Source organism: Streptomyces sp. SudanB52_2052 (assembly GCF_964272415.1).
In the GTDB taxonomy this organism is placed as follows: Bacteria; Actinomycetota; Actinomycetes; order Streptomycetales; family Streptomycetaceae; genus Streptomyces; species Streptomyces olindensis.
Window position 1 is genome coordinate 6,992,078 of sequence record NZ_OZ186796.1, and the last position, 21,032, is coordinate 7,013,109.

Below are 21,032 nucleotides of genomic sequence, written 5' to 3' on the forward strand. Positions count from 1 at the left end.
TCGAGTCCCGTCAGCGACTTCGGGTCGCTGTAGCTCAATCGGCAGAGCATCCGGATAAGTCCGTCGCCGAATTCTGTCCTCGGGCACCCACCTTTCTCATGCGCGCTTCCCTCGGAAATCTGCAAAGAATTCGGGGGAATTCACCATGGCGCGATTCAACGGCAAGGCGGCACGGGCGCGTCCCGTCTCGTGGGTGACGTCCACCGGGCGTCTGCTGCGGACGTACGAGGGCGGCCGCGGCCGCGAGCGCGACGCGCGCTCCGAGCTGTTCCTGCTCGCCGTGTCGAACTTCGTCGCGCAGCGGACCCTCTACGAGTCCGGCGCCGACCGCGACGACCGCTTCGCGAAGCTCGTGCGCGAACTCGCCGTCACCGACCCGGAGTGGACGGCCGGCCTCCTCGGCTGGCTGCGCGGCGCGGGCAACCTGCGCACCGCCTCGGTCGTGGGCGCCGCCGAGTACGTCAAGGCCCGCCTGGACGCGGGCGCGACCGGCGGCCCGTCCAACCGGCAGGTCGTCGCCTCCGTGCTCCAGCGGCCCGATGAGCCCGGCGAACTGCTCGCCTACTGGACCGCGACGTACGGCCGCGGCGTGCCCAAGCCGGTCAAGCGCGGCATCGCCGACGCCGTACGCCGTCTCTACCACGGCAAGGCGCTGCTGAAGTACGACAGCGCCACCAGGGGCTACCGCTTCGGCGACGTCCTCAACCTCGTGCACGCGGCACCCGACCCGGACAAGCCGTGGCAGGGCGAGCTGTTCCGGTACGCCCTCGACCGCCGGCACCACCCGGACACCGCGGTACCGCCCGCGTCGGACCGCGTCCTCACCGCGCACCACGCGCTCATGGCGCTGCCGGTCGAACAGCGGCGGGCGGTCGTGACGGGCGCGGACGGTGCCGAGCGGCTGGCCGAGGCCGGGATGACGTGGGAGATGCTGGCGGGCTGGCTCCAGGGGCCGATGGACAAGGCGGCCTGGGAGGCCGTGATCCCGTCCATGGGGGCCATGGCGCTCGGGCGCAACCTGCGGAACTTCGACGAGGCGGGTGTCTCGGACGAGGTCGCCGAGCGGGTCGCCGCGCGGATCAGCGACCCGGCGGAGGTCGCGCGCTCGCGGCAGTTCCCCTTCCGGTACCTCGCCGCGTACCGGCACGCGCCGTCGCTGCGCTGGTCGTACGCCCTAGAGCGGGCCCTCGGTCACTCGCTGGCCAACGTGCCCGCGCTGCCCGGCCGGACGCTGGTGCTTGTGGACCGCTCGGGCTCGATGTTCTGGTCGCGGCTGTCCGACCGCTCGCAGCTCACCTGGGCCGACGCGGCGGCGGTCTTCGGCACGGCGCTCGCGCTGCGGGCCGAACGCGCGGACCTGGTCCAGTTCGGCACGACGAGTGACCGTGTGGCGTTCCGCGAGGGCGAGTCGGTGCTGAAGGTCCTCGACCGCTTCGGCGACCTGGGCGGCACCGACACGACGGAGGCGGTGCGCCGCCACTACCGCAAGCACGACCGGGTGCTGATCGTCACCGACGAGCAGTACACACGCCACCACCGGGGCGATCCCACCGAGCAGATCCCGGCCGACGTGCCGGTCTACACCTGGAACCTCGCCGGACACCGGGCGGGCCACGGCCCGTCGGGCACCGGCAACCGGCACACCTTCGGCGGCCTGTCGGACGCCGCCTTCCGGATGGTCCCGCTGATCGAGGCCTCCCGGGACGCCGACTGGCCCTGGGCGGCCTGAGACACCGTGGCCCGCACCACGTGGGGAGTGCGGGCCACGGTCATGCCCGGACTCTTGTTGAAGGGCGAACTGACATCTAACATTTCAATTCATGGAAGCCATCCGGCCCGTGCCCCGCACCCTGCTCAGGGACCGGGCGTACGCGGCGATCCGGGACGCCATCGTGGCCGGGGAGATCGAACCCGGTGCGGTGGTGCGGGACGCCGAGCTCGCCGAGCGGCTCGGGCTGTCCCGGGCCCCCGTGCGGGAGGCGTTCTCCCGGCTCGTGGACGAGGGGCTGCTGGAGAGCAAGCCGCAGAGCTACACCCGGGTGACCCCGCTCGTGGCCGCCGACGTCCGGGACGCCGCCGCCGTGGTCGGCGCCCTGCACGAACTCGTCACGCGGGTCGCCGTGCCCCGGCTCTCCGCAGCGGACGTCGCGGCGATGAGCGCCGCGAACGAGCGGTTCGCCGCGGCCGTGCGAGCTGGAGACGTGGACACGGCCCTGCGCGCCGACGACGAACTGCACGACGTCCTCGTCCGGGTCAGCGGCAACCGGGCGGCCGCCGCGACCATCGCCCGCTACACCCCGCTCATCCGCCGCCTGGAGCGCCGGCGCTTCGGCGAGGGCGGCAACTGCCGCTCGGCCGGGCTGCACGAGCGGCTGATCGACGCCTGCGCCGCCGGTGACGCGGCCGAGGCGGTCCGCGTCACCGCGGAGATCTGGCGGGGGCTCGAAGAGCTCGCCGACTGAGACGACCCCCGACCCAGGGAGGACCCATGTCCCTTGCCTCGTACGCGCGTTACCCCCTCCTGTTCGGGCCCTCGCCCGTCCACCCCCTGGAGCGCCTGACCGCGCACCTCGGCGGTGCCTCCCTCTGGGCCAAGCGGGAGGACTGCAACTCCGGTGTCGCCTACGGCGGGAACAAGACCCGCAAGCTGGAGTACCTGGTCGCCGACGCGCTCGCCCAGGGCTGCGACACGCTCGTGTCGATCGGCGGGGTGCAGTCCAACCACACCCGCCAGGTCGCGGCGGTCGCCGCCCGCGCCGGGCTCAAGTGTGTGCTGGTCCAGGAGAGTTGGGTGGACTGGCCCGACGCCGTGTACGACAAGGTCGGCAACATCCTGATCAGCCGGCTCGCCGGGGCCGACGTACGGCTGGTGCGGGCCGGGTTCGGGATCGGGTTCAAGGAGAGCTGGGAGCAGGCGCTCCGGGAGGTCGAGGAGGCGGGCGGGAAGCCCTACGCCATCCCGGCCGGGGCCTCCGACCATCCGCTCGGCGGCCTCGGCTTCGCCGGGTGGGCGTACGAAGTGGCCGAGCAGGAGCGGGAGCTGGGCGTCTTCTTCGACACCGTCGTCGTGTGCTCGGTGACCGGGTCGACCCAGGCCGGCATGGTCGCCGGGTTCGCCGCGCTGGAGCAGGCGGGCGGGCGGCCCCGGCGCGTGCTCGGCATCGACGCCTCCGCGAAACCGGCCGCCACCCGGGCCCAGATCGCCCGGATCGCCCACGGCACCGGGCAGCTCATCGGCGTCGAACGCGAGCTGACCGAGGCCGACGTCGAACTCGACGAGCGGTACCACGCGGGCGTGTACGGCATCCCCGACGAGACCACCCTGGCGGCGATGCGGCTCGCGGCCCGCACGGAGGGGATGGTCACCGACCCCGTCTACGAGGGGAAGTCCATGGCCGGGCTCATCGACCTGGTGTCCCGGGGCGAGATCGGCCGGGACGCCACGGTGCTCTACGCCCACCTGGGCGGGCAGCCCGCCCTGAACGCGTACAGCGCGCTGTTCTAGGCCGGTCCGCACAGCGGCTGTGGTAGCCCCTTCGTCAGTAGTACCCCTTCGTCAGTAGTACCCCTTCGTCCCGTCCAGCAGCTCGCGCACGATGTCCGCGTGGCCGGCGTGCCGTCCGGTCTCCTCGATGAGGTGGATGAGCATCCAGCGGAGGTTGGCCTTGCCGGAGGCGTACCCGGGGTGGCGGCCGACGTCGTCCAGGGACGCCGCGGCCACGATCTCGTTGCTGCGGGCGCACTGGGCCTCGTACTCCGCGAGCACCTGCTGCAGGGTGACGGAGTCGGTGCGCCACTCGGCGTCCTCGACCGTCTCGTCGAAGGACGGGTTCCGGGACTCGTCTCCGCCGAGGAACAGCACCTCGAGCCAGGTGTGCTCGACCCACCGCATATGGCTGACGAGCCCGGCCATCGTCATCGCCGGCGAGGTCGGGACGACAGAGCGGTGCGCGTCCGCCTCGCTGAGACCCTCGCACTTCCAGCGCAGGATGTTCCGTTGCAGGTCCAGCCATCCGATGAGCGCGGTGCGTTCGTCTGCCTGGAAGGGGGGATGTTCGAGCGAAGGGGTCATGTCAGCGGACCGTAGCGTGCCCCGCTCCGCGCTGTCGCCGCATTTTCGCTGGCCGCCGCGGCCGGGTCCACGGCGGCCAGCGGCACTGACAGGGCGTCCGGGAATCAACCGCCCGGCCGGCGGGTTGTCAGCCGTGACCCGACGTCAGCGAGGAGCCGCCATGACCGACAAGTCAGCCGTCCGAGAACTCCGCTTGGTGGTGACGGCGGACGACTACGACGCCGCGCTGCACTTCTACCGGGACGTGCTCGGGCTGACCGAGCGGGGCGCGTTCGCCTCGGAGGACGGGCGGGTGACGATCCTGGAGGCGGGACGGGCCACGCTGGAGCTGACCGACCCGAACCACGCCGCGTTCATCGACGACGTCGAGGTGGGGCGGCGAGTGGCCGGGCACGTCCGGGTCGCCTTCCAGGTGGACGACTCCACCGCCACCACGGCGAAGCTGGCCGCCGCCGGAGCCGAGGTGATCGCCGAGCCGACCCGCACTCCCTGGAACTCCCTGAACTCCCGGCTCGAAGCCCCTGGGGCCCTGCAGCTGACCCTGTTCACGGAGCTGGACGGCTGAGGGGCCCCGCCCGGCTGCCCCTGCCGGGCGGCCTCCGGTGCCGGATACAGTGCTCAGCGTGTGGACGGACAATCAGCGCGCGGAGCCGGGTGCCGAGCGGCCCGACGGTGCGCGGCGCCGGGCCACGATCCACGACGTCGCACGACTGGCCGGGGTGTCACGCCAGACGGTCTCCCGCGCGGTCAACGACAAGGGTGAGATCGACCCGGCCACCAAGGAGCGGGTCCTGGAGGCGGCGCGGCTCCTGGACTACCGGCCGAGCCGGTTCGCGCGCGGACTCGTCCAGAAGGGCGCGGTGACGGCGGGCCTGGTCATCCCGGACCTGCGCAACCCCTTCTTCCCCGAGGTGGCCGCGGGCGTACTGGAGGCGGCCGAGCAGCGCGGCTGGCAGGTCGTGGTGTGGGACTCCCGCATCGACGAGGCCAGGGAGCGGCAGGCCCTCGACGTGCTCTCCCACCAGGCGGACGCGGTCGTGGGCTACTTCAAGGACCCGGACGACGTGCTCACCCGGCATCTCGGGGGAGTGCCGCTGGTGCTGCTGGAGCGGGGTCCGCAGCAGACCCGGTTCGCGGCCGTCGGCATCGACGCCGCCACCGGTGTCGAGCAGGGCATGGCCCACCTGTTCCGCGCGGGGCATCGCAGGATCGGCATGCTGGACGGCGTGCACGGCCCCGGCCCCCGCAGGCTGGCCTTCCTGGAGCAGGTGCGGCGGCTCGGCCTGCCGGTCGACGAGGAGTGGGTCGTGATGTGCCCCGAGCACAGCGTGGCGGGCGGCGAGGCCGGCATGGAACGGCTGCTCGAGAAGCGGCCCGGCATGACCGCGGTCTTCGGCTTCAACGACCTGATCGCGGTCGGGGCGATGCGCACGGCCCGCCGCCATGGCCGGCGCGTGCCGGACGACCTGGCCGTACTGGGCTTCGACGGTCTCTCCCTGGGCGAGCTGGTGGAGCCCGGCCTGACCACGCTGCACATCGACAAGCGGCGCCTGGGACGGCTGGCCGTGGAGCAGGTGGCCCGGCTGCGCGCCGGTGAGGAGCCGCTGCGGGGCGCGGACGCGTGGGTGACGCCCGAGCTGGTGGTCCGCGAGTCCGCCTGACCGCCGTATCCGTCGGCGGCGCGACCACCAGCCACCCGCCGACATCCCTCTGGAACGACTACATCTGGCCCCTGGTCGTGATGATCGACCCCGAGGTGGTGTTCCTGATCGGGGCGCGGCACTTCCTGCGGGACCTCGCGGCCGGGGCGATGAAGATGTGAGGGGCCGGGTCCGCGGGGCTCCGTCTCGGTAGGGTGCGGAGAGGGTCCCCGGTTGGTGAGGAGTGGCTGCATGGCCCAGGTCAGGCCCATGCGGGCGGATGCTCGGCGCAACTACGAGCGGTTGCTGAAGGTGGCCGTGGAGGCGTTCGCCGAGCACGGGGAGGGCGCGTCGCTCGACGACATCGCCAAGCGGGCCGGGGTGGGCTCCGGCACGCTGTACCGGCACTTCCCGACGCGGCAGGCGCTGCTGGAGGCGGCCTATCTCGACCGGATCGAGGCGCTCGCGGCGCGGGCCGACACGCTCGCGGCCGAACGGCCGCCGGGTGAGGCGCTGGGGGAGTGGCTGTACGAACTCGGTGTCGGCATGATCCGGATGCGTGGCCTGAGGGCGCTCCTCGGCCCGGCCGTCACCGAGGGCGACGCGGCCGTGGCCACGGCCTGCGGCGACTCGGTGAGGAACGCGGCGGACCGGCTGGTCCGTGCGGCCCGGCAGGAGGGCACGCTACGCCCGGACGTGGAGCCGATGGACGTCCTGCGACTGGCCCACGGCGTGACGACGGCGTCGGAACTGGCGGACGCGGAGGGCCGGCAGATCCGCCGGTATCTGGGACTGCTGATGGAGGGGTTGGGACCGAGGGACCGCTGAGCCGTCTGGGCAGAGGGGGTTGCGGAGGTCTCGACAGGGCGTGCCCCCGGCAGGCGGGTGTGTGGGGCGTGGAGGGTGTGGGCCTGGGCCGGGGGCGGTTTCTGGGGCGGGCGTGTGGGGTCAGAGTGCCTGGGCCGCCGGCTTCACCATGCCCCTCACCGTGCGGGACTTCACGAAGTCGCCCATCGCCGTCATCTCCCACTCGCCGGAGAACTGGCGGATCAGCTTGGCCATCATCACGCCGGTCTGCGGCTCGGCGCTGGTGAGGTCGAAGCGGACAAGTTCCTCGCCGGACGTGCCGTCCAGGAGGCGGCAGTACGCCTTGGCGACCTCCGTGAACTTCTGGCCGGAGAAGGAGTTGACCGTGAAGACCAGGCCGGTGACCTCCTGGGGGAGGCGGCCGAGGTCGACCGTGATGACCTCGTCGTCACCGCCGCCCTCGCCCGTGAGGTTGTCACCGGAGTGCCGGATCGCGCCGCCGATGATCTGCAGCTTGCCGAAGTAGCAGCTGTCGAGGTGGTTGCGCTGCGGCCCGTAGGCGATGACCGAGGCGTCCAGGTCGATGTCCTTGCCGCGGTAGGCCGGCTCCCAGCCGAGGCCCATCTTGACCTGGGAGAGCAGCGGGCGGCCGCCCTTGATCAGGGAGACGGTCTGGTTCTTCTGGAGGCTGACGCGGCCCTTGTCGAGGTTGATCTTCCCGGCGCCGGGCGCGGGCGGCGGGGGCGTGGCCGGGGCGACCGGGGGCGCGGCGGGCGTGGTGACGGGCGGGGCAGGCGGCCGCACGGGAGCGGCAGGCGGCTGCACGGGAGCCGGCGGCGGGGTCATCGGCTGGGCCGGGGCGGCGGCGGCCGGTTCCTCCACCGTGACACCGAAGTCCGTGGCGATGCCCGCGAGGCCGTTGGCGTAGCCCTGGCCGACGGCGCGGGCCTTCCACTGGCCGTTGCGCAGATAGATCTCCACGATCACCAGGGCCGTCTCGCTGCCGAGCTGCGGGGGCGTGAACGTGGCCAGGACGGAGCTGTCGTCCGCGTTGCGGATCGTCGCCGTCGGCTCGATGCCCTGGAAGGTCTGGCCCGCGGCGTCCGGGCTGGCCGTCACGACGATCTTCTCGATGCCCGGGGGGAGGGCGGTCGTGTCGACCGTGATCGCGTCGGGTGCGGTGCCGCCGCCCGAGCGGTACGTCACGCCGGGGCCCGACGGCTGGTTGTAGAAGATGAAGTCGTCGTCGGAGCGCACCTTGCCGTCGGCGGTGAGCAGCAGGCCCGATACGTCGAGCCGCACGGGCGCGGCGACGTCCACCGTCACGCGGGCGGCGGAGAGGGGGATGTTCGAGCCGGGGGTCATAGCTGTCATGCCTGGTGAACGACCGGCACCGCTTTACCGTTCCCTTACCGGACCGCCAATCGGGCGGCCGTCGCCGGAGAGGAACGCACGGCGCCTGTCTTGCGCCGCCGTCCTTGCCTCGTGCAGGCTGACCCCGCAAGCACAGCCCTGGCCTGAACCGAATATCAGGGGGAATCGGTGGCCTTACCGGAGCGGCATGCCTCACGCAGAGCACGAATTGCCCATGCGTACAACACCCTGAACGAACAGGGTTACTTCACGGACGGGATCGGCGGCAACGACGCCTATCTCGGGTCGTTGATGGCCCACTACGTTCCCAGGGACGCGTCCAGCATCCTGGAAGTCGGGGCAGCCACCGGACTGTGGATGCGGCGGGTGCTGCACAAGCGGCCCGCCCTGCGCGAGGTGACCGTCGTGGAGATTTCCGACGCGGCCGAGGAGTGCCGCCGCCGGCTCACCCCGCTGCTGGAGGGAAGGCCCGGCGCGCGCCTCGACGTCGTGCAGGACGACTTTCTCGAAGCGGCCGCCAGGCTGCGGCCCGCACAGGTGGTCGCCAGCAGCTTCGTGGCCGATTACATGGGGAATCCGTCCGACTATCTCAGGCGCCTGCACGACCTCGCCGAACCCGGCGGGCGAGTCATCGCCGTGGAAGTGCTGACCAGCGGCCGGGCCCCCGTGGGAAGCGTTTCTCCGGCAATGCTCGCCGGGAGTTTCCTGCGTCTGTGCCTGGCCCACGCAAAGGTGCGCAAGCTTCCCCCGGTCCGGGGCGTCGCACGGTCCATGGGCCTGTACCGGCTGCCCGAGGAGCCGGCGTTCAAGGACCTCCAGCGCTATACCGCGGACTACACGTTTCCGCGCGGCCTGTGGCGGGCGGAAGCGCGAAAATATCCGGGTGCCGTGTTCCACGACCTGGGAATGGTCGGCATGCTCGTTCTGCCGAAGTGAGCATGGTCAGCACGATCATCTGCCGCTGGGAAATCACGCTGATGATCGTTCTTCAGGCGCTGGCGCTGTACCTCTTCGGTGAATGGGCCGTCGACGCGTCGCCGGCGGTGTCCGAGGTGATCGCGGTCGGGCTCTTCGGCCTGTTCGCGCAGGGCTTCTGCAGCGTTCTGAACGACATCAACGACGTGGAAGCGGACCGGATCAACCACCCGGAGCGGCCGTTCCCCTCCGGCAGGGTCTCGATCGCCCAGGGGTGGGCCGTGGTCGCGGGCTGCTTCGCGGGCTCCGTGCTGTGCGCGCTCGCGCTCGCCCCGCCCGCGTTCGGCGCCGTCATGTTCGCCCTGCACCTGCTGTTCTCCCTGCTGTACTCCTTCCCCGGCGTGCGGTTCGGACGGCAGTGGCTGCTCGGGCCGCTGACCCTCGTCACCTCGACGGTGTGCGGTGTGCTGGCCGTGCTGAGCTGCACGTCGCTCCACGCCTCGGCCGGCGCGGGCAAGGGCGTGATCCTGCTCGTGGGCCTGGTCTGCTTCCTCCACCACCTGTTCGTGATCCCGCTCAAGGACATCAAGGACCTGGCGGGCGACGCGCACGTCGGCGGCAGTTCGCTCGCCATGAAGATCCCGAGGCGGGGGGTGCACGCGATCGGCGTGGCCGGCTACACGGTGCCGTGGATCGTCCTGTACGCGGGGGTGGGCCTGCTCGACGGCAGGGGAGACATTCCCGGTCTGGTGGCGCCGCTGCGGACCCTGGCCGTCCTCTGCCTCGTCATCGGAGCCGTGATGTCCTGGCTCGTGGTCTTCCGGCCCGTGCTGCTGGAGCGCAGCCAGCGGTTCTGCTGGTTCGCCGAACTCGGCCTGCTCTTCCTGTTCCAGCTGTTCCTGCCCGTCGTCGTTCGCGTGGTGAGGGGATGACGCCCGTGGATCCCGCGTCCGTGTCCTCGGTCCGGTCCGGCCTGCTCGCCGCGGTCGAGGAACGCCTGGCAGGAGTCCTCAAGGAGGAGCTGAACCGCTGGTCGGCGCACGGGGAGCGCGCCGTCGTGCCCGTCGGTGAGGTGGCCTCCCTCGTCAGAGCGGGCGGAAAACGCCTCCGGCCCCTGTTCTGCGTGAGCGGCTACCTCGCGGCGGGCGGCGCCCCCGACGCCCCGGAGATCGTCGACGCCGCCGCGGCCCTGGAGTTCCTGCACACCTGCGCCCTGCTCCACGACGACGTGGCCGACGGCGCCCGGCTCCGCCGCGGTCTCCCGACGGCTCACGCACGCCATGCCGAGGAGCACCGGGCGCAGGGCTGGAACGGCGAACCGCGGCGCTTCGGCGAGAGTGTCGCCGTACTCGCCGGTGATCTGGCGCTGGCCTACGCCGACCGCCTCATGGCGGGTCTGCCGCCGGAGGTGAAACCCATCTGGGACGAACTGCGCATAGAGCTGATCGTCGGTGAATACCTGGATGTGGACACGGCGGTCAGAGGCGAGGTGACCCCGGAACTCGCCCGCTGGATCGCCGTGTGGAAGTCCGGGAGCTATACCGTTCGCCGCCCCCTCGAAATAGGCGCGGCCGTGGCCGGCCGGTCCGATCTCGCCCCGGCCTTCGAGACGTACGGCGAGAAACTGGGCGAGGCCTTCCAACTGCGCGACGACCTCATCGGCGTGGCCGACGACAGTGAACGCAGCGGAAAGAGCGCCGGGCACGGCTGGGACGCCGCGGCGCTGCGCGGACGCATGGCGGCGAACGGCGGGGCGGCGGAAGTGGAGCGGCGGATCGAGCAGTTGACCGAGGAAGCCTGCGCGGCGGTCCGGACATCCTCACTGGACCCGGTCTGGCAGCGGGAATTCGCAGACATGGCGTTCCGCGCGGCCTATCGCGACCGCTGACCCACCCATGACTCGCCGAGGAGGGGAAACGGCACATGACGGCCACCGCACTGTCCCTTGTCGCCGGAATCGCCTGGACGACGGCCTATGTCGCCATCATTGTGCGGGGATTCAGGGACCGGACCTACGGAATGCCTTTCGTGGCCCTGGCGCTGAACATCACCTGGGAGTTCACCTACGCCTTTGTGGAACCCAGCCCGTACGCGCTCCAGATCGCGATCAACATCGTCTGGTTCCTCTTCGACATCGCGATCCTGGTCGCGTACTTCAAGTACGGGCGACCGGAGTTCTCACTCCGGTACGACGAGAGGTACTTCGTTCCCTGGAGCGTCGCCTTCCTCGCGGGCTGCCTCGCGGTGAACTACCTGGTCGCGCGGGAATTCGACGGCCATCCGGTCGACGCCTACTCCGCGCTTTTCAGCAACGTGGTCATGTCGCTGGCCTTCCTCGGCATGCTCGGGCAGCGGGGGAACGCGGCGGGCCAGTCCCTGACGATCGCCGTGTCGAAGGGGATCGGTACGGCCGCCGCGACCGTCGTCGTCGTGGAGGACACCAGGAGCGTGCTCGCGCTGGCGCTGGGGGTGTGCGCCGCCGTTCTGGACACGGCCTACGCCCTGCTGCTCCGGCGGCACACCCGGGCCGCTACGGCTGCGGCACCACCACGATCTTCCTCCCCACCCCCGCCGCGAACTGCTCCAGCGCCTGCGGATACCGCTCCAGAGGAATCCGGTCGCTGATGAAGACCCCGGGGTCCAGGACGCCGCCCGCGAACAGCTCCGCCGCCCGTTCGAAGCTGTGCAGCACCGCCATCGACCCGGTGATGGTGATCTCCTGGTTGTAGATGCGGTAGGGGTCGATGGTCACGCGGGTCGCGTAGTCGGCGACGCCGAACTGGAGGAAGGTGCCGGCCTTGGCGACCCGGTCCAGGCCGTCCTGGATCGCCGCCGCGTTGCCGGTGGCGTCGACGACCAGGTCCCAGCCCTGCGGGCGGTCCAGCTCGTCCGGGTTGGCCGCCGTGGCGGAGACGCCCAGGGTGCGGGCCGTTTCCAGGCGGGCCGGGTTCACGTCGACGACGTCCACGCTCGCCGCGCCGGTCCGCTTGGCCAGCTCCAGCATCATCAGACCCATGGTGCCGGAGCCGTAGATCAGCACGTGCGCGCCGAGGCGCGACTGGAGCACGTCGTAACCGCGTACCGCGCAGGACAGCGGCTCCACCAGGGCCGCGTCCTCCGTGCGGACGTGGTCCGGGAGCTTCACGCAGTTCGCCACCGGGGCCACCGCGTACTGCGCCGCGCCGCCGGCCGTCGTCACGCCGATCGCCGCCCAGCGTTCGCAGAGGTTGTTGTGGCCGGTACGGCAGTAGCGGCACTCGTAGCAGTACAGCGACGGGTCGACCGCGACCCGGTCGCCCACCGACACCTCCGTGACCTGGGTGCCGACCCCGACGACCTCGCCCGCGAACTCGTGCCCGGGCACGATCGGCAGCTTCGGGGCGAACTCGCCCTGGAGGATGTGCAGGTCCGTGCCGCACAGCCCGCAGGCCGCGACCTCGACGACGACCTCGCGCGGCCCTGGCGTCGGGTCCGGGACCTCGGCGACGACGGCCCTGCCCACGGACTCGATGACGGCGGCCTTCATTTGACGGCTCCCAACGACAGGCCCTGGACCAGTTTGTCCTGGGCGGCGAACCCCGCGGCGAGCACCGGCAGGGAGATGACGAGCGACGCGGCGCACACCTTCGCCAGGAACAGGCCCTGGCTGGTGATGAAGCCGGTCAGGAAGACGGGGGCGGTCTCGGCGACCACGCCCGTCAGCACCCGGGCGAAGAGCAGTTCGTTCCAGCTGAAGATGAAGCAGATCAGCGCCGTGGCGGCGATGCCCGGCAGGGCGATCGGGGCCACCACCCGGGCCAGGACCGTCGGCAGCCGGGCGCCGTCCACCCGGGCCGCCTCGATCACCGCGACCGGGATCTCGGCGAGGAAGGACTGCATCATCCACACCGCGATCGGCAGGTTCATGGAGGTGTAGAGGAGGACCAGCAACCAGATGTTGTCGAGCATCCCGGCGTTCTTGGCGAACAGGTAGATCGGCAGCAGGCCCGCCACGGCCGGCAGCATCTTCGTGGAGAGGAAGAAGAACAGGACGTCCGTCCACTTGCGGACGCGGTTGATGGACAGCGCGTAGGCCGCCGGGAAGGCCAGCAGGAGGACGAGGAGGGTCGACGCCACGGACGCGACCGTGGAGTTGATCAGGGCGGGCCAGGGGCTCGCGCCGCCGCCCGCGCCGAAGAACTCGCGGTAGCCGTCCAGGGTCAGGGCGGCGGCGAAGGACGGCGGGTTGGTGGCCGCGTCCGCCTCCGAGTGGAAGGACGTCAGCGCCATCCACGCGATGGGCAGGAAGAACGCGATGCCGAGCAGCCAGGCCAGCAGGCCCAGGCCCGCTCCCTTGCCACGGACCCGGCGGGCTCGCAGGGCGGTCGTGCTCATGCGCGGGACACCTCCTCGCGGAACAGGGACGACACCACGCGCAGGGCGAAGGTCGCGATGACGATCGAGCCGATGACGACCAGGACGCCCGCGGCCGAGGCGAGGCCGTTCTCGTGGGCCTGGTAGAAGCTCTGGTAGACGGTGTAGGGGAGGTTGGCGGTGCCGAGGCCGCCGGACGTGATGGTGAAGACCGCGTCGAAGTTCTGCACGATGTAGATCGAGCCCAGCAGGGCGCCGAGTTCGAGGTAGCGGCGCAGGTGCGGCAGCGTCAGGTGCACGAAGATCTGCCAGTCACTCGCGCCGTCGACCCGGGCCGCCTCGATCTGCTCGTGGTCACGGCTCTGCAGTCCGGCGAGCAGGATCAGCATCATGAAGGGCGTCCACTGCCAGACGAGCGCCGCTTCGACCGCGAGCAGCGGGGTGTTGGAGATCCAGTCGGGCTGTGGGCCGCCCACATAGTGCAACAGCCCATTGAACAGGCCGTATTCAGGGTTGTAGAGCACATGCTTCCAGAGCAGGGCCGCCGCGACCGGCACCACCAGGAAGGGCGCGATCAGCAGGGTCCGTACGATGCCCCGGCCGCGGAACCTGCGGTCCAGCAGCAGCGCCAGGACGAGCCCCAGCACCAGGCTGGCCAGCACGACCGCGACCGTCAGCAGCACGGTCGTCCACACCGAGTGGCGCAGGTCCGCGTCGGTGAGGACCTCCTGGTAGTTGGCGAGGCCCGCGAACCGGCGGGCGTCGGGGTAGAGGCTGTTCCAGTCGAAGAAGGAGATCACCAGCGTGGCCACGAAGGGCAGCTGGGTGACGACGATCATGAAGATCAGGGCGGGGAGCAGCGGGGCGCGGGTCGCCCAGGCGCGCAGCCGGGCGGAGGGCCGGCGGACCGGGGTGCGTGTCTCGGAAGCGGCCACGGGGGCCGTGGTCATGGCGGTCATCGTCCCTCGTACTCCTCGGAGATCTTCTCGGCGAGCGCCTGCGACTTCCGCAGGGCCGACTCGACGGACTGGCGTCCGGCGATGGCCGCGCTGATCTCCTGGGAGACCTTGGTGCCGAGGTCGGTGAACTCGGGGATGCCGACGAACTGGATGCCGGGCGCGGGCCGCGGCTGCACGCCGGGGTCATTGGGCCGGGCCTGCTCGATGGCCTCCTTGGTCATCTCCTGGAAGGCGGCGGCCTCCTCGCGGTAGGCGGGGTTGGCGTAGGTGGACGCCCGCTTGCCGGCCGGGACGTTGGACCAGCCGATCCGGTCGCCGACCAGCTGCTCGTACTCCTTGCCGGACGCCCAGGAGACGAACTTCCAGGCGTGGTCGGGGTTGCGGGAGGCCTGCTGGATGCCCCAGGCCCAGGTGTAGAGCCAGCCGGAGGACTCCGTCTTCTCGACGGGGGCGGGGGCGTAGCCGACCTTGCCCTTGACGGGGGAGTTCGCCGCCTCCAGGGATCCGGCCGCGGAGGTGGCGTCGTACCACATGGCGACCTTGCCCTGCGTCATGTTGTTCAGGCACTCGGCGAAGCCGGACTGGGCGGCGCCGGACTCGCCGTGCTCGCGCACCAGGTCGACGTAGAACTTCGTGGCCTTCTCGAACTCGGGGGAGTCGAGCCGTGCCTTCCAGTCCTTGTCGAACCAGGTGCCGCCGAAGGTGTTCACGACGGTGGTCAGGGGGGCCATCACCTCGCCCCAGCCGGGCAGGCCGCGCAGGCAGATGCCCTTCATGCCGGGTTCGGCGCCGTCCGCCTTCGCCGCGAGGTCCGCCACCTGCTGCCAGGTGGGGTGTGCGGGCATCGTCAGGCCCTGCTTCTCGAACACGTCCTTGCGGTACATCAGGAACGACGACTCGCCGTAGAAGGGCTGGCCGTAGAGCTTGCCGTCCTCCGCGGTGAGGGATTGGCGCATCGGCTTGAGGACGTCCTGCTCGTCGTAGCCCGGGTCCTTCGCCACATAGCTGTTCATCTCGTGGAGCCAGCCGTTGCGGGCGTAGATCGGTATCTCGTAGTTGGACAGCGTGGCGACGTCGTACTGGCCGGCCTGGTTGGCGAAGTCCTGGCTGATCTTGTCGCGGACGTCGTTCTCCGGCAGGACGGTGAAGTTGACCTTGATGCCCGTCTCCTTGGTGAAGTGGGCGCGGGTCAGCTTCTGCAACTCGACCATCTGCGGGTTGTTGACCATCAGGACGTTGATGGCGTCGCCGCCTGATCCGGCCCCGCCCGCCCCGACCCAGCAGCCGGAGAGCAGCGGGGCGAGCAGCGTCCCTGCGGCGGCCAGGGCGAGCGTGGCTCGCGGAGGCCGTCGTCGGCTCTGGGTTCGCATGGATCGCTCCTGGAATGAATGGGGAGATTGGGGAGATATGGGGCAGCGTGAGGGTGTGGCTGCGCCCGGTGGGTGCGGAGGGGGGTGGGTCAGACGCGGATGACCTGCGGTCCGAGCAGGGAGTAGCGGTGGGCCTCGGCCGCCGGCAGCAGCGTGCTCGTCACGATCGTCTCCAGCGTGCCGATCTCGGCGAACCGGCAGAAGCTGACCGCTCCGAACTTGGTGTGCACGCCCGCGAACACGGTGCGGCGGGCGGCCCGGATCGCCTGGGTCTTGACCTCGCTGACGGCCGGGTCGGGCGTGGTGAGGCCGTGTTCGCGGGAGATGCCGTTGGCGCCGATGAACGCCAGGTCGACGACGAAGCCGGACAGCATCTTCGTCGTCCAGTGGTCGACGGTGGCGAGGGTGCCGGAGCGGACCCGTCCGCCCAGCAGCAGGACGGAGACGGTGTCGGTCCCGGCGAGGGCGCCCGCGACCGGCAGGGACGCGGTGACCACGGTCAGCGGCCGGTCCCGGGGGAGTGCCTCGGCGATGAGCTGCGGGGTGTAGCCCTCGTCGACGAAGACGGTCTCCGCGTCCCCGAGCAGCTCGGCCGCCGCGGCCGCGATCCGGCGCTTCTCGGGGACGTGGCTGGTGGCGCGGAAGGCGAGCGTCGTCTCGAACCCGGCGCTCTCCACGGGATAGGCGCCGCCGTGGGTGCGGCGGAGCAGGCCGTGGTCCTCCAGGACGCGCAGGTCGCGCCGTACGGTCTCCTTGGCCACGCCCAGGTCGGCGGCGAGGGCGGTGACGTCGACCGAGCCGTCACGCCGTGCGGTCAGCACGATCTCGCGCTGGCGTTCTTCCGCGGTTCTGTTCATGGCCGTCACCCGCCTTCCTGCTGTGCTGCCCGTTCGGGCCCTCGGTCGGGCCATGGGGGAAGTTCTACAGCGGGTGCATCGCGGTGGCCAGGTCTGTTGCGGGCGGGATCCTGCCCGTGTGTGCCCGTTCGGTCTTGCGGATGTGGACGGGGTGGCGGGGGTGCCATGCCCGTATGCGGCTGCGTTGTGGCTGGTCGCGCAGTTCCCCGCGCCCCTGAGGGCGCTGCCCTGCCGCTTCGGAGACGTGCCCGAATGCCCGAGCGGGCGGGTCCGTTCTCTGCCCGCCCGCTCTTGTGGGTGATGTGTTTTCGGTCAGTACGGCCAGATCGGCGGGTCCGTCGGGAAGTGGCCGCCGAGGTAGGCGTGTGCCTCGTTCTCCGGGTCCAGCTCGCCCTGCTCGGCGATGAGCTTCTCGGCCCAGGGCTCGGAGTCGTCCTGCGGCTCGTAGCCGAGCGCCCGGGCGGAGGTGAGGTCCCACCACAGGCGGGTGTTGGCGGAGGAGCCGTAGACGACGGTGTGGCCGACGTGCTCGGCGGTCAGGGCCGCGTGGAAGAGCCGGGCGCCGTCGGCGGGGCTCATCCACACCGAGAGCATGCGCACGCTGGTCGGCTCCGGGAAGCAGGAGCCGATCCGCACCGACACCGTCTCCAGACCGTGCTTGTCCCAGTAGAGCTGCGCCAGGTCCTCGCCGAAGCACTTGGACAGGCCGTAGAAGGTGTCCGGGCGGCGCGGGGTGTCGATCGGGATCAGGGGGTCGTCGCCCTGGGGGCGCGGGGTGTAGCCGACGGCGTGGTTGGAGGAGGCGAAGACGATCCGGCCGACGCCCTCCTCGCGGGCGGCCTCGTACAGGTGGTAGGTGCCCTCGATGTTCGCCTTGAGGATCTTCTCGAAGGGGGCTTCCAGGGAGATGCCCGCGAGGTGGATGATCGCGTCGACGCCCCGGACCGCCTCGCGCACGGCGTCCCGGTCGGCGAGGTCGGCGGTGATCGCGTCGGGCGCGCCCTCGACCGGGCGCAGGTCGAACAGGCGCAGCTCGTAGCCGTACTGGGGGAGCAGGTCCCGCATCAGGGTGCCGAGGCCGCCGGCGGCGCCGGTGAGCAGGACGGTGCGGGGAGCGGGCATCCTCGGGTCTCCTTGATCGCCAACCGTGCACATGGGCGCACGGCATTCATATGCGTGGACACGCTAGGGAGGTGAGGCGGAACCCGTCAAGTGTGCCGCGGAGGGGGTGAATCCGCTGGTGCGACGCGCGTGCGCGCGCTTGACCGGCACCAAGGCTGCACCCTAGCGTGGAGGTGTTCAGAAATATAGACGCCAATCATGAATATGGAACCGGGAGAGCTCGTGACGTCAGCCCCTCTCGCCGCTCGACTCAACGTCCCCAGCGGGCCGCTGTTCTTCCCGGTCACCGCCTACGGACCCGACGGCTCCGTGGACCTCGACGCCTACCGCACGCATGTCCGTCGCGGGGTGGAGGCCGGAGCCGCCGCCGTGTTCGCCTGCTGCGGCACCGGCGAGTTCCACGCGCTGACGCCCGAGGAGTTCGAGGCCTGCGTACGGGTCGCCGTCGAGGCAGCCGAGGGACGGGTGCCGGTCGTCGCGGGCGCCGGGTACGGCACCGCCCTCGCCGTGCGCTACGCCCGGCTCGCGGAGGCGGCCGGGGCGGACGGGCTGCTCGCCATGCCGCCGTACCTCGTCGTCGCCGGGCAGGAGGGGCTGCTGCGGCACTACCGGGAGGTCGCCGCCGCGACCGCCCTGCCGGTCGTCGTCTACCAGCGCGACAACGCCGTCTTCACCCCGGAGACGGTCGTCGAACTGGCCCGCACCGACGGCATCATCGGCCTGAAGGACGGGCTCGGCGACCTCGACCTCATGCAGCGCGTCATCAGCGCCGTCCGCTCCGAGGTCCCGGGCGACTTCCTCTACTTCAACGGCCTGCCGACGGCCGAGCAGACCCAGCTCGCCTACCGCGCCCTCGGCGTCACGCTCTACTCGTCCGCCGTGTTCTGCTTCGCGCCCGAACTCGCCCTCGCCTTCCACCAGGCCCTCAGGAGCGGCGACGACGCCACCGTGCGGAAGCTGCTGGACGGCTTCTTCCGCCCGTTCGTCGAACTCCGCGCCCGGGGCCGGGGCTACGCCGTCGCCCTGGTCAAGGCCGGCGTACGGCTGCGCGGACTGGACGTGGGGGAGGTCCGGCCCCCGCTGCACGAGCCGACGGAGGATCATGTCAAGCAGCTCGCCGAACTGATCGAACGCGGCTACGCGCTGCTGGAGGAGGCCAAGTGAAGGCGTCGGCATTCGTCTACCCCTGGGACGTCAACGGCGACCCGGAGGCGCCCGCGCGGATCGCCGCGCTCGGCGTGGCACAGGTGACCCTCGCCGCGGCCTACCACTCCACCCGCGCGCTCACGCCCCGCCACCCGCGCCACCGCATCGTCACCGCCGAACACGCCGCCGTGCTCTACCCGGCGGGCGACCGCTGGCACGGGCGGGAACTGCGCCCCTACGCGGCCGGCGACTGGGCCCCCGGCGACGCCTTCGGCCAGGCCGCCGCCGCGCTCGCCGACGCCGGCCTGGAGGTGCACACCTGGGTCGTCCTCGCCCACAACTCCCGCATGGGCGCCGAACATCCGGACACCTCGGTGGTCAACGCCTACGGCGACCGCTACCCCTGGGCACCCTGCATCGCGCAGCCCGCCACGCGCGCGTACCTGACCGACCTGGCGGCGGAGGCGGCCGTCCGGCCCGGGGCGCGCGGCACCGAGCTGGAGTCCCTCGGCTGGTACGGGCTCCAGCATCTGCACGCCCACGACAAGACCGGCGGCGTCGGCCTCGGGGACGCCGGGCAGTACCTGATGGCGCTCTGCTTCTGCCGGTCCTGCCGGGAGGGCTACGGCCGGCACGGCCTGGACGCGGACCGGCTGGCCGCCGCCGTCCGGACCGCGCTGGAGCCGGTCTGGCAGGGGGCGCCGTCCGACGGGGGCTGGCCGGGTGTCGAGAAGCTCCTCGGGGAGACGCTCGCGAACACCACGCGCGCGTACCGCGACGAAACCGCCCGCACGCTCCAGGAGGAGGCCGTCGCGGCGGTCCGGGCGGCCGCGCCCGAGGACTTCCAGGTGCTGCTGCACGCGGACCCGGTGTCGTACCACGTGGGCGCCAACCCGGGCGTGGACCCGGCGCACATCCTGTCCGTCGCGGACGGTGTGGTCGTCCCCTGCGCGGGCGGCACCGGCACGCTGACGCCGTTCGCGGAGCAGGGCCGGGAGGGCGCCGTCATCGCCGCCAACTTCACCGTCGTCTCCGGCATGGGCGGCAGCCCCGGCACCCTCGCCGCCGACGCCGCCCGGGCACGGCGCCTCGGCGCCACCGAACTGCGGCTGTATCACGCCGGGTTGGCGTCCGACGGCGACCTGGAGACGGTGCGCTCCGCCCTCGCCGGGCTCTGAAACAGCCAGGCCGCCGTCACCAGCAGGCCCACGCCCAGGGCCACCAGCACCAGCCGGTGATCCACCAGCTCGACCAGGGCCGCCCCGGCGGCCAGCCCCACCACGTTCGGCGCGTACACGAGGGTGTGGGCCGTGGCGGTGACCCGGCCCAGCAGCGGGCCGGGCGTCTCGCGCTGCACCGACGTCAGCGTGGCGATCAGCACGGCCGGCAGCCCCGCCCCGATCGCCGCGCTGCACACCAGCGCTGACGGGTCGTACGGCACCGTCCGCAGGGCCACCGCGCACGCCAGCAGGGCGATGCCGTACGCCGCGAAGCGCCGCTCACCCAGGCGGCGCAGGGCGGGGCCGGAGAGCAGGCCGACGGCGACCGAACCGGCGCCCTGCACGGTGTACAGCACACCGGCGTACGCGGGGGAGTGACCGAGGTCGTCGACGACGGCGTACACCATCGCCCCGTTCAGGCCGGCGCACAGCATGGTGGCGCCGCCCGCCAGGACCAGGGGCCGCAGTACGGGGTGCGCCCACAGGTGACGGGCGCCCTCGGCGGTCCGCCGCCGACGGCCGCCGCTGGGCGGCGCGGGCTTCTCCTCCCGGCCGCGCAGCAGGGCGTACAACGCCGTGGCCAGTACGAACGTCGCCGCGTCCAGCAGCGCGACGCTCGCTCCGCCGTACGCCGCGTACAGGCCCGCGCCCGCCAGAGGGGCCAGCAGCTTCATGCCCTCGCCGGCGGTCATGCGCAGGCCGTTGAAGTCACCGAGCAGGGACGGGTCGACGGCGCTCGCGACGAGGGCCGACTCGGCCGCGTCGTGGACGACACCCGCCGCCCCGTACACGAACAGCACCGCGTAGAGCAGCCACAGATCGCCCGGCGAGTCGACGCTCAGGAGGGTGAGCAGCAGGGCGCCCAGGAGCAGGTTCACGCCGATCAGCAGCGGCTTGCGGCGGACCCGGTCGGCGAGCGTCCCCAGCAGCGGTCCGGCCAGGGTCGGCAGCCACAGGGCGAGCAGGCACAGCGCGGCCAGGCCGTCCGAGCCGGTGAGGTCCTTCACCCACACACCGGACGTCAGCCACAGGGCCGAGGTGCCGAAGCCGGAGACCACCACCGCGGAGAGGAAGAGCCCGGAGTCGCGGTCGCGCAGCACGCGCCCCAGGGGCCAGGTCGTCTTGGTCGTCATGCCTGGTCATCGTGGGACTAAGCACCGGCGGCCGGGATCGGGCAGGTGCCCTAGATGCAGTCCG

The 21,032-nt window shown here is 71.7% G+C and carries 22 protein-coding genes; 13 read left to right on the forward strand and 9 right to left on the reverse strand.

Features of this window, described 5'->3' with window-relative positions; all coding sequences use genetic code 11:
- Positions 1-145 precede the first annotated feature (145 nt).
- The 3 genes from ACSUPV_RS31315 to ACSUPV_RS31325 all read left to right on the forward strand — a co-directional run bounded on the left by ACSUPV_RS31315 (position 146) and on the right by ACSUPV_RS31325 (position 3,505).
- Positions 146-1,729, forward strand: coding sequence for a TROVE domain-containing protein (locus ACSUPV_RS31315; protein WP_436948999.1), 1,584 nt, complete (start codon positions 146-148; stop codon positions 1,727-1,729).
- Between the two features lie 91 nt (positions 1,730-1,820).
- Positions 1,821-2,462: a GntR family transcriptional regulator gene (locus tag ACSUPV_RS31320; protein WP_037756999.1), complete on the forward strand. Its 642-nt coding sequence runs from the start codon at positions 1,821-1,823 to the stop codon at positions 2,460-2,462.
- 26 nt (positions 2,463-2,488) lie between these two features.
- The gene (locus ACSUPV_RS31325; RefSeq protein WP_359792649.1) at positions 2,489-3,505 is read left to right on the forward strand and encodes a 1-aminocyclopropane-1-carboxylate deaminase; all 1,017 of its coding nucleotides are present in this window, start codon (positions 2,489-2,491) and stop codon (positions 3,503-3,505) included.
- 51 nt (positions 3,506-3,556) lie between these two features.
- Here the strand turns inward: ACSUPV_RS31325 and ACSUPV_RS31330 are convergent, their stop codons facing one another.
- On the reverse strand, positions 3,557-4,072 hold the full coding sequence (locus ACSUPV_RS31330) for a DinB family protein (RefSeq protein WP_436949000.1): 516 nt from the start codon (positions 4,070-4,072) through the stop codon (positions 3,557-3,559).
- 160 nt (positions 4,073-4,232) lie between these two features.
- Here ACSUPV_RS31330 and ACSUPV_RS31335 point away from each other — a divergent pair, with 160 nt between their 5' ends.
- The 4 genes from ACSUPV_RS31335 (at position 4,233) to ACSUPV_RS31350 (ending at position 6,540) form a co-directional block, all read left to right on the forward strand.
- The gene (locus ACSUPV_RS31335; protein WP_031117349.1) at positions 4,233-4,637 is read left to right on the forward strand and encodes a VOC family protein; all 405 of its coding nucleotides are present in this window, start codon (positions 4,233-4,235) and stop codon (positions 4,635-4,637) included.
- A gap of 58 nt (positions 4,638-4,695) precedes the next feature.
- Positions 4,696-5,733, forward strand: coding sequence for a LacI family DNA-binding transcriptional regulator (locus tag ACSUPV_RS31340; protein WP_031117348.1), 1,038 nt, complete (start codon positions 4,696-4,698; stop codon positions 5,731-5,733).
- Complete coding sequence (locus ACSUPV_RS31345; protein ID WP_359792646.1) at positions 5,694-5,894, forward strand: hypothetical protein; 201 nt, start codon at positions 5,694-5,696, stop codon at positions 5,892-5,894. Before ACSUPV_RS31340 ends, ACSUPV_RS31345 begins: the two co-directional genes overlap by 40 nt.
- A 70-nt stretch (positions 5,895-5,964) precedes the next feature.
- Positions 5,965-6,540, forward strand: a complete 576-nt coding sequence (locus tag ACSUPV_RS31350; protein WP_037756994.1) for a TetR/AcrR family transcriptional regulator — start codon at positions 5,965-5,967, stop codon at positions 6,538-6,540.
- 120 nt (positions 6,541-6,660) lie between these two features.
- On the opposite strand, the gene ACSUPV_RS31355 is transcribed toward ACSUPV_RS31350, so the two are convergent.
- A complete protein-coding gene (locus ACSUPV_RS31355; protein WP_436949961.1) occupies positions 6,661-7,884 on the reverse strand; it encodes a TerD family protein in 1,224 nt (407 codons plus the stop codon).
- Between the two features lie 177 nt (positions 7,885-8,061).
- On the opposite strand from ACSUPV_RS31355, the gene ACSUPV_RS31360 reads away from it, so the two are divergent.
- From ACSUPV_RS31360 to ACSUPV_RS31375, 4 genes are read left to right on the forward strand one after another with little or no spacing between them, the layout of a single operon-like run.
- A complete protein-coding gene (locus ACSUPV_RS31360; RefSeq protein ID WP_382615215.1) occupies positions 8,062-8,829 on the forward strand; it encodes a class I SAM-dependent methyltransferase in 768 nt (255 codons plus the stop codon).
- Between the two features lie 2 nt (positions 8,830-8,831).
- The gene (locus ACSUPV_RS31365; protein WP_031117343.1) at positions 8,832-9,740 is read left to right on the forward strand and encodes a UbiA prenyltransferase family protein; all 909 of its coding nucleotides are present in this window, start codon (positions 8,832-8,834) and stop codon (positions 9,738-9,740) included.
- A gap of 5 nt (positions 9,741-9,745) precedes the next feature.
- Positions 9,746-10,696, forward strand: coding sequence for a polyprenyl synthetase family protein (locus ACSUPV_RS31370; RefSeq protein ID WP_382615214.1), 951 nt, complete (start codon positions 9,746-9,748; stop codon positions 10,694-10,696).
- 35 nt (positions 10,697-10,731) lie between these two features.
- A complete protein-coding gene (locus tag ACSUPV_RS31375) occupies positions 10,732-11,433 on the forward strand; it encodes a hypothetical protein (RefSeq protein ID WP_051648180.1) in 702 nt (233 codons plus the stop codon).
- Here the strand turns inward: ACSUPV_RS31375 and ACSUPV_RS31380 are convergent.
- From ACSUPV_RS31380 to ACSUPV_RS31405, 6 genes are all read right to left on the reverse strand, one after another.
- The gene (locus ACSUPV_RS31380) at positions 11,339-12,334 is read right to left on the reverse strand and encodes a zinc-dependent alcohol dehydrogenase family protein (RefSeq protein WP_037756991.1); all 996 of its coding nucleotides are present in this window, start codon (positions 12,332-12,334) and stop codon (positions 11,339-11,341) included. The two genes, ACSUPV_RS31375 and ACSUPV_RS31380, sit on opposite strands and share 95 nt — an antisense overlap.
- On the reverse strand, positions 12,331-13,182 hold the full coding sequence (locus tag ACSUPV_RS31385) for a carbohydrate ABC transporter permease (protein WP_031117339.1): 852 nt from the start codon (positions 13,180-13,182) through the stop codon (positions 12,331-12,333). The genes ACSUPV_RS31380 and ACSUPV_RS31385 overlap by 4 nt, the downstream gene beginning before the upstream one ends.
- Positions 13,179-14,120, reverse strand: coding sequence for a carbohydrate ABC transporter permease (locus tag ACSUPV_RS31390; RefSeq protein ID WP_031117338.1), 942 nt, complete (start codon positions 14,118-14,120; stop codon positions 13,179-13,181). Before ACSUPV_RS31390 ends, ACSUPV_RS31385 begins: the two co-directional genes overlap by 4 nt.
- A complete protein-coding gene (locus ACSUPV_RS31395; protein ID WP_436949001.1) occupies positions 14,117-15,490 on the reverse strand; it encodes an ABC transporter substrate-binding protein in 1,374 nt (457 codons plus the stop codon). The genes ACSUPV_RS31390 and ACSUPV_RS31395 overlap by 4 nt, the downstream gene beginning before the upstream one ends.
- 89 nt (positions 15,491-15,579) lie before the next feature.
- The gene (locus ACSUPV_RS31400; protein ID WP_037757249.1) at positions 15,580-16,347 is read right to left on the reverse strand and encodes a DeoR/GlpR family DNA-binding transcription regulator; all 768 of its coding nucleotides are present in this window, start codon (positions 16,345-16,347) and stop codon (positions 15,580-15,582) included.
- Between the two features lie 312 nt (positions 16,348-16,659).
- Complete coding sequence (locus ACSUPV_RS31405; RefSeq protein ID WP_436949002.1) at positions 16,660-17,469, reverse strand: NAD-dependent epimerase/dehydratase family protein; 810 nt, start codon at positions 17,467-17,469, stop codon at positions 16,660-16,662.
- A 222-nt stretch (positions 17,470-17,691) separates the two neighbouring features.
- On the opposite strand from ACSUPV_RS31405, the gene ACSUPV_RS31410 reads away from it, so the two are divergent.
- A complete protein-coding gene (locus ACSUPV_RS31410; protein WP_031117334.1) occupies positions 17,692-18,633 on the forward strand; it encodes a 5-dehydro-4-deoxyglucarate dehydratase in 942 nt (313 codons plus the stop codon).
- A complete protein-coding gene (locus ACSUPV_RS31415; RefSeq protein ID WP_037756987.1) occupies positions 18,630-19,793 on the forward strand; it encodes a hypothetical protein in 1,164 nt (387 codons plus the stop codon). The genes ACSUPV_RS31410 and ACSUPV_RS31415 overlap by 4 nt, the downstream gene beginning before the upstream one ends.
- Here ACSUPV_RS31415 and ACSUPV_RS31420 read toward each other — a convergent pair.
- A complete protein-coding gene (locus ACSUPV_RS31420) occupies positions 19,730-20,968 on the reverse strand; it encodes an MFS transporter (protein ID WP_436949003.1) in 1,239 nt (412 codons plus the stop codon). The two genes, ACSUPV_RS31415 and ACSUPV_RS31420, sit on opposite strands and share 64 nt — an antisense overlap.
- Between the last annotated feature and the right edge of the window lie 64 nt (positions 20,969-21,032).

Excerpts from the sequence above, each read along its gene's own strand:
- ACSUPV_RS31405 (WP_436949002.1), bottom strand. The coding sequence starts at position 17,469 with ATGCCCGCTCCCCGCACCGTCCTGCTCACCGGCGCCGCCGGCGGCCTC.
- ACSUPV_RS31420 (WP_436949003.1), bottom strand. The coding sequence starts at position 20,968 with ATGACGACCAAGACGACCTGGCCCCTGGGGCGCGTGCTGCGCGACCGC.
- ACSUPV_RS31400 (WP_037757249.1), bottom strand. The coding sequence starts at position 16,347 with ATGAACAGAACCGCGGAAGAACGCCAGCGCGAGATCGTGCTGACCGCA.
- ACSUPV_RS31315 (WP_436948999.1), top strand. The coding sequence starts at position 146 with ATGGCGCGATTCAACGGCAAGGCGGCACGGGCGCGTCCCGTCTCGTGG.
- ACSUPV_RS31350 (WP_037756994.1), top strand. The coding sequence starts at position 5,965 with ATGGCCCAGGTCAGGCCCATGCGGGCGGATGCTCGGCGCAACTACGAG.
- ACSUPV_RS31390 (WP_031117338.1), bottom strand. The coding sequence starts at position 14,120 with ATGACCGCCATGACCACGGCCCCCGTGGCCGCTTCCGAGACACGCACC.
- ACSUPV_RS31385 (WP_031117339.1), bottom strand. The coding sequence starts at position 13,182 with ATGAGCACGACCGCCCTGCGAGCCCGCCGGGTCCGTGGCAAGGGAGCG.
- ACSUPV_RS31375 (WP_051648180.1), top strand. The coding sequence starts at position 10,732 with ATGACGGCCACCGCACTGTCCCTTGTCGCCGGAATCGCCTGGACGACG.
- ACSUPV_RS31365 (WP_031117343.1), top strand. The coding sequence starts at position 8,832 with ATGGTCAGCACGATCATCTGCCGCTGGGAAATCACGCTGATGATCGTT.
- ACSUPV_RS31325 (WP_359792649.1), top strand. The coding sequence starts at position 2,489 with ATGTCCCTTGCCTCGTACGCGCGTTACCCCCTCCTGTTCGGGCCCTCG.
- ACSUPV_RS31320 (WP_037756999.1), top strand. The coding sequence starts at position 1,821 with ATGGAAGCCATCCGGCCCGTGCCCCGCACCCTGCTCAGGGACCGGGCG.
- ACSUPV_RS31380 (WP_037756991.1), bottom strand. The coding sequence starts at position 12,334 with ATGAAGGCCGCCGTCATCGAGTCCGTGGGCAGGGCCGTCGTCGCCGAG.
- ACSUPV_RS31330 (WP_436949000.1), bottom strand. The coding sequence starts at position 4,072 with ATGACCCCTTCGCTCGAACATCCCCCCTTCCAGGCAGACGAACGCACC.
- ACSUPV_RS31395 (WP_436949001.1), bottom strand. The coding sequence starts at position 15,490 with ATGCGAACCCAGAGCCGACGACGGCCTCCGCGAGCCACGCTCGCCCTG.
- ACSUPV_RS31335 (WP_031117349.1), top strand. The coding sequence starts at position 4,233 with ATGACCGACAAGTCAGCCGTCCGAGAACTCCGCTTGGTGGTGACGGCG.
- ACSUPV_RS31355 (WP_436949961.1), bottom strand. The coding sequence starts at position 7,884 with ATGACCCCCGGCTCGAACATCCCCCTCTCCGCCGCCCGCGTGACGGTG.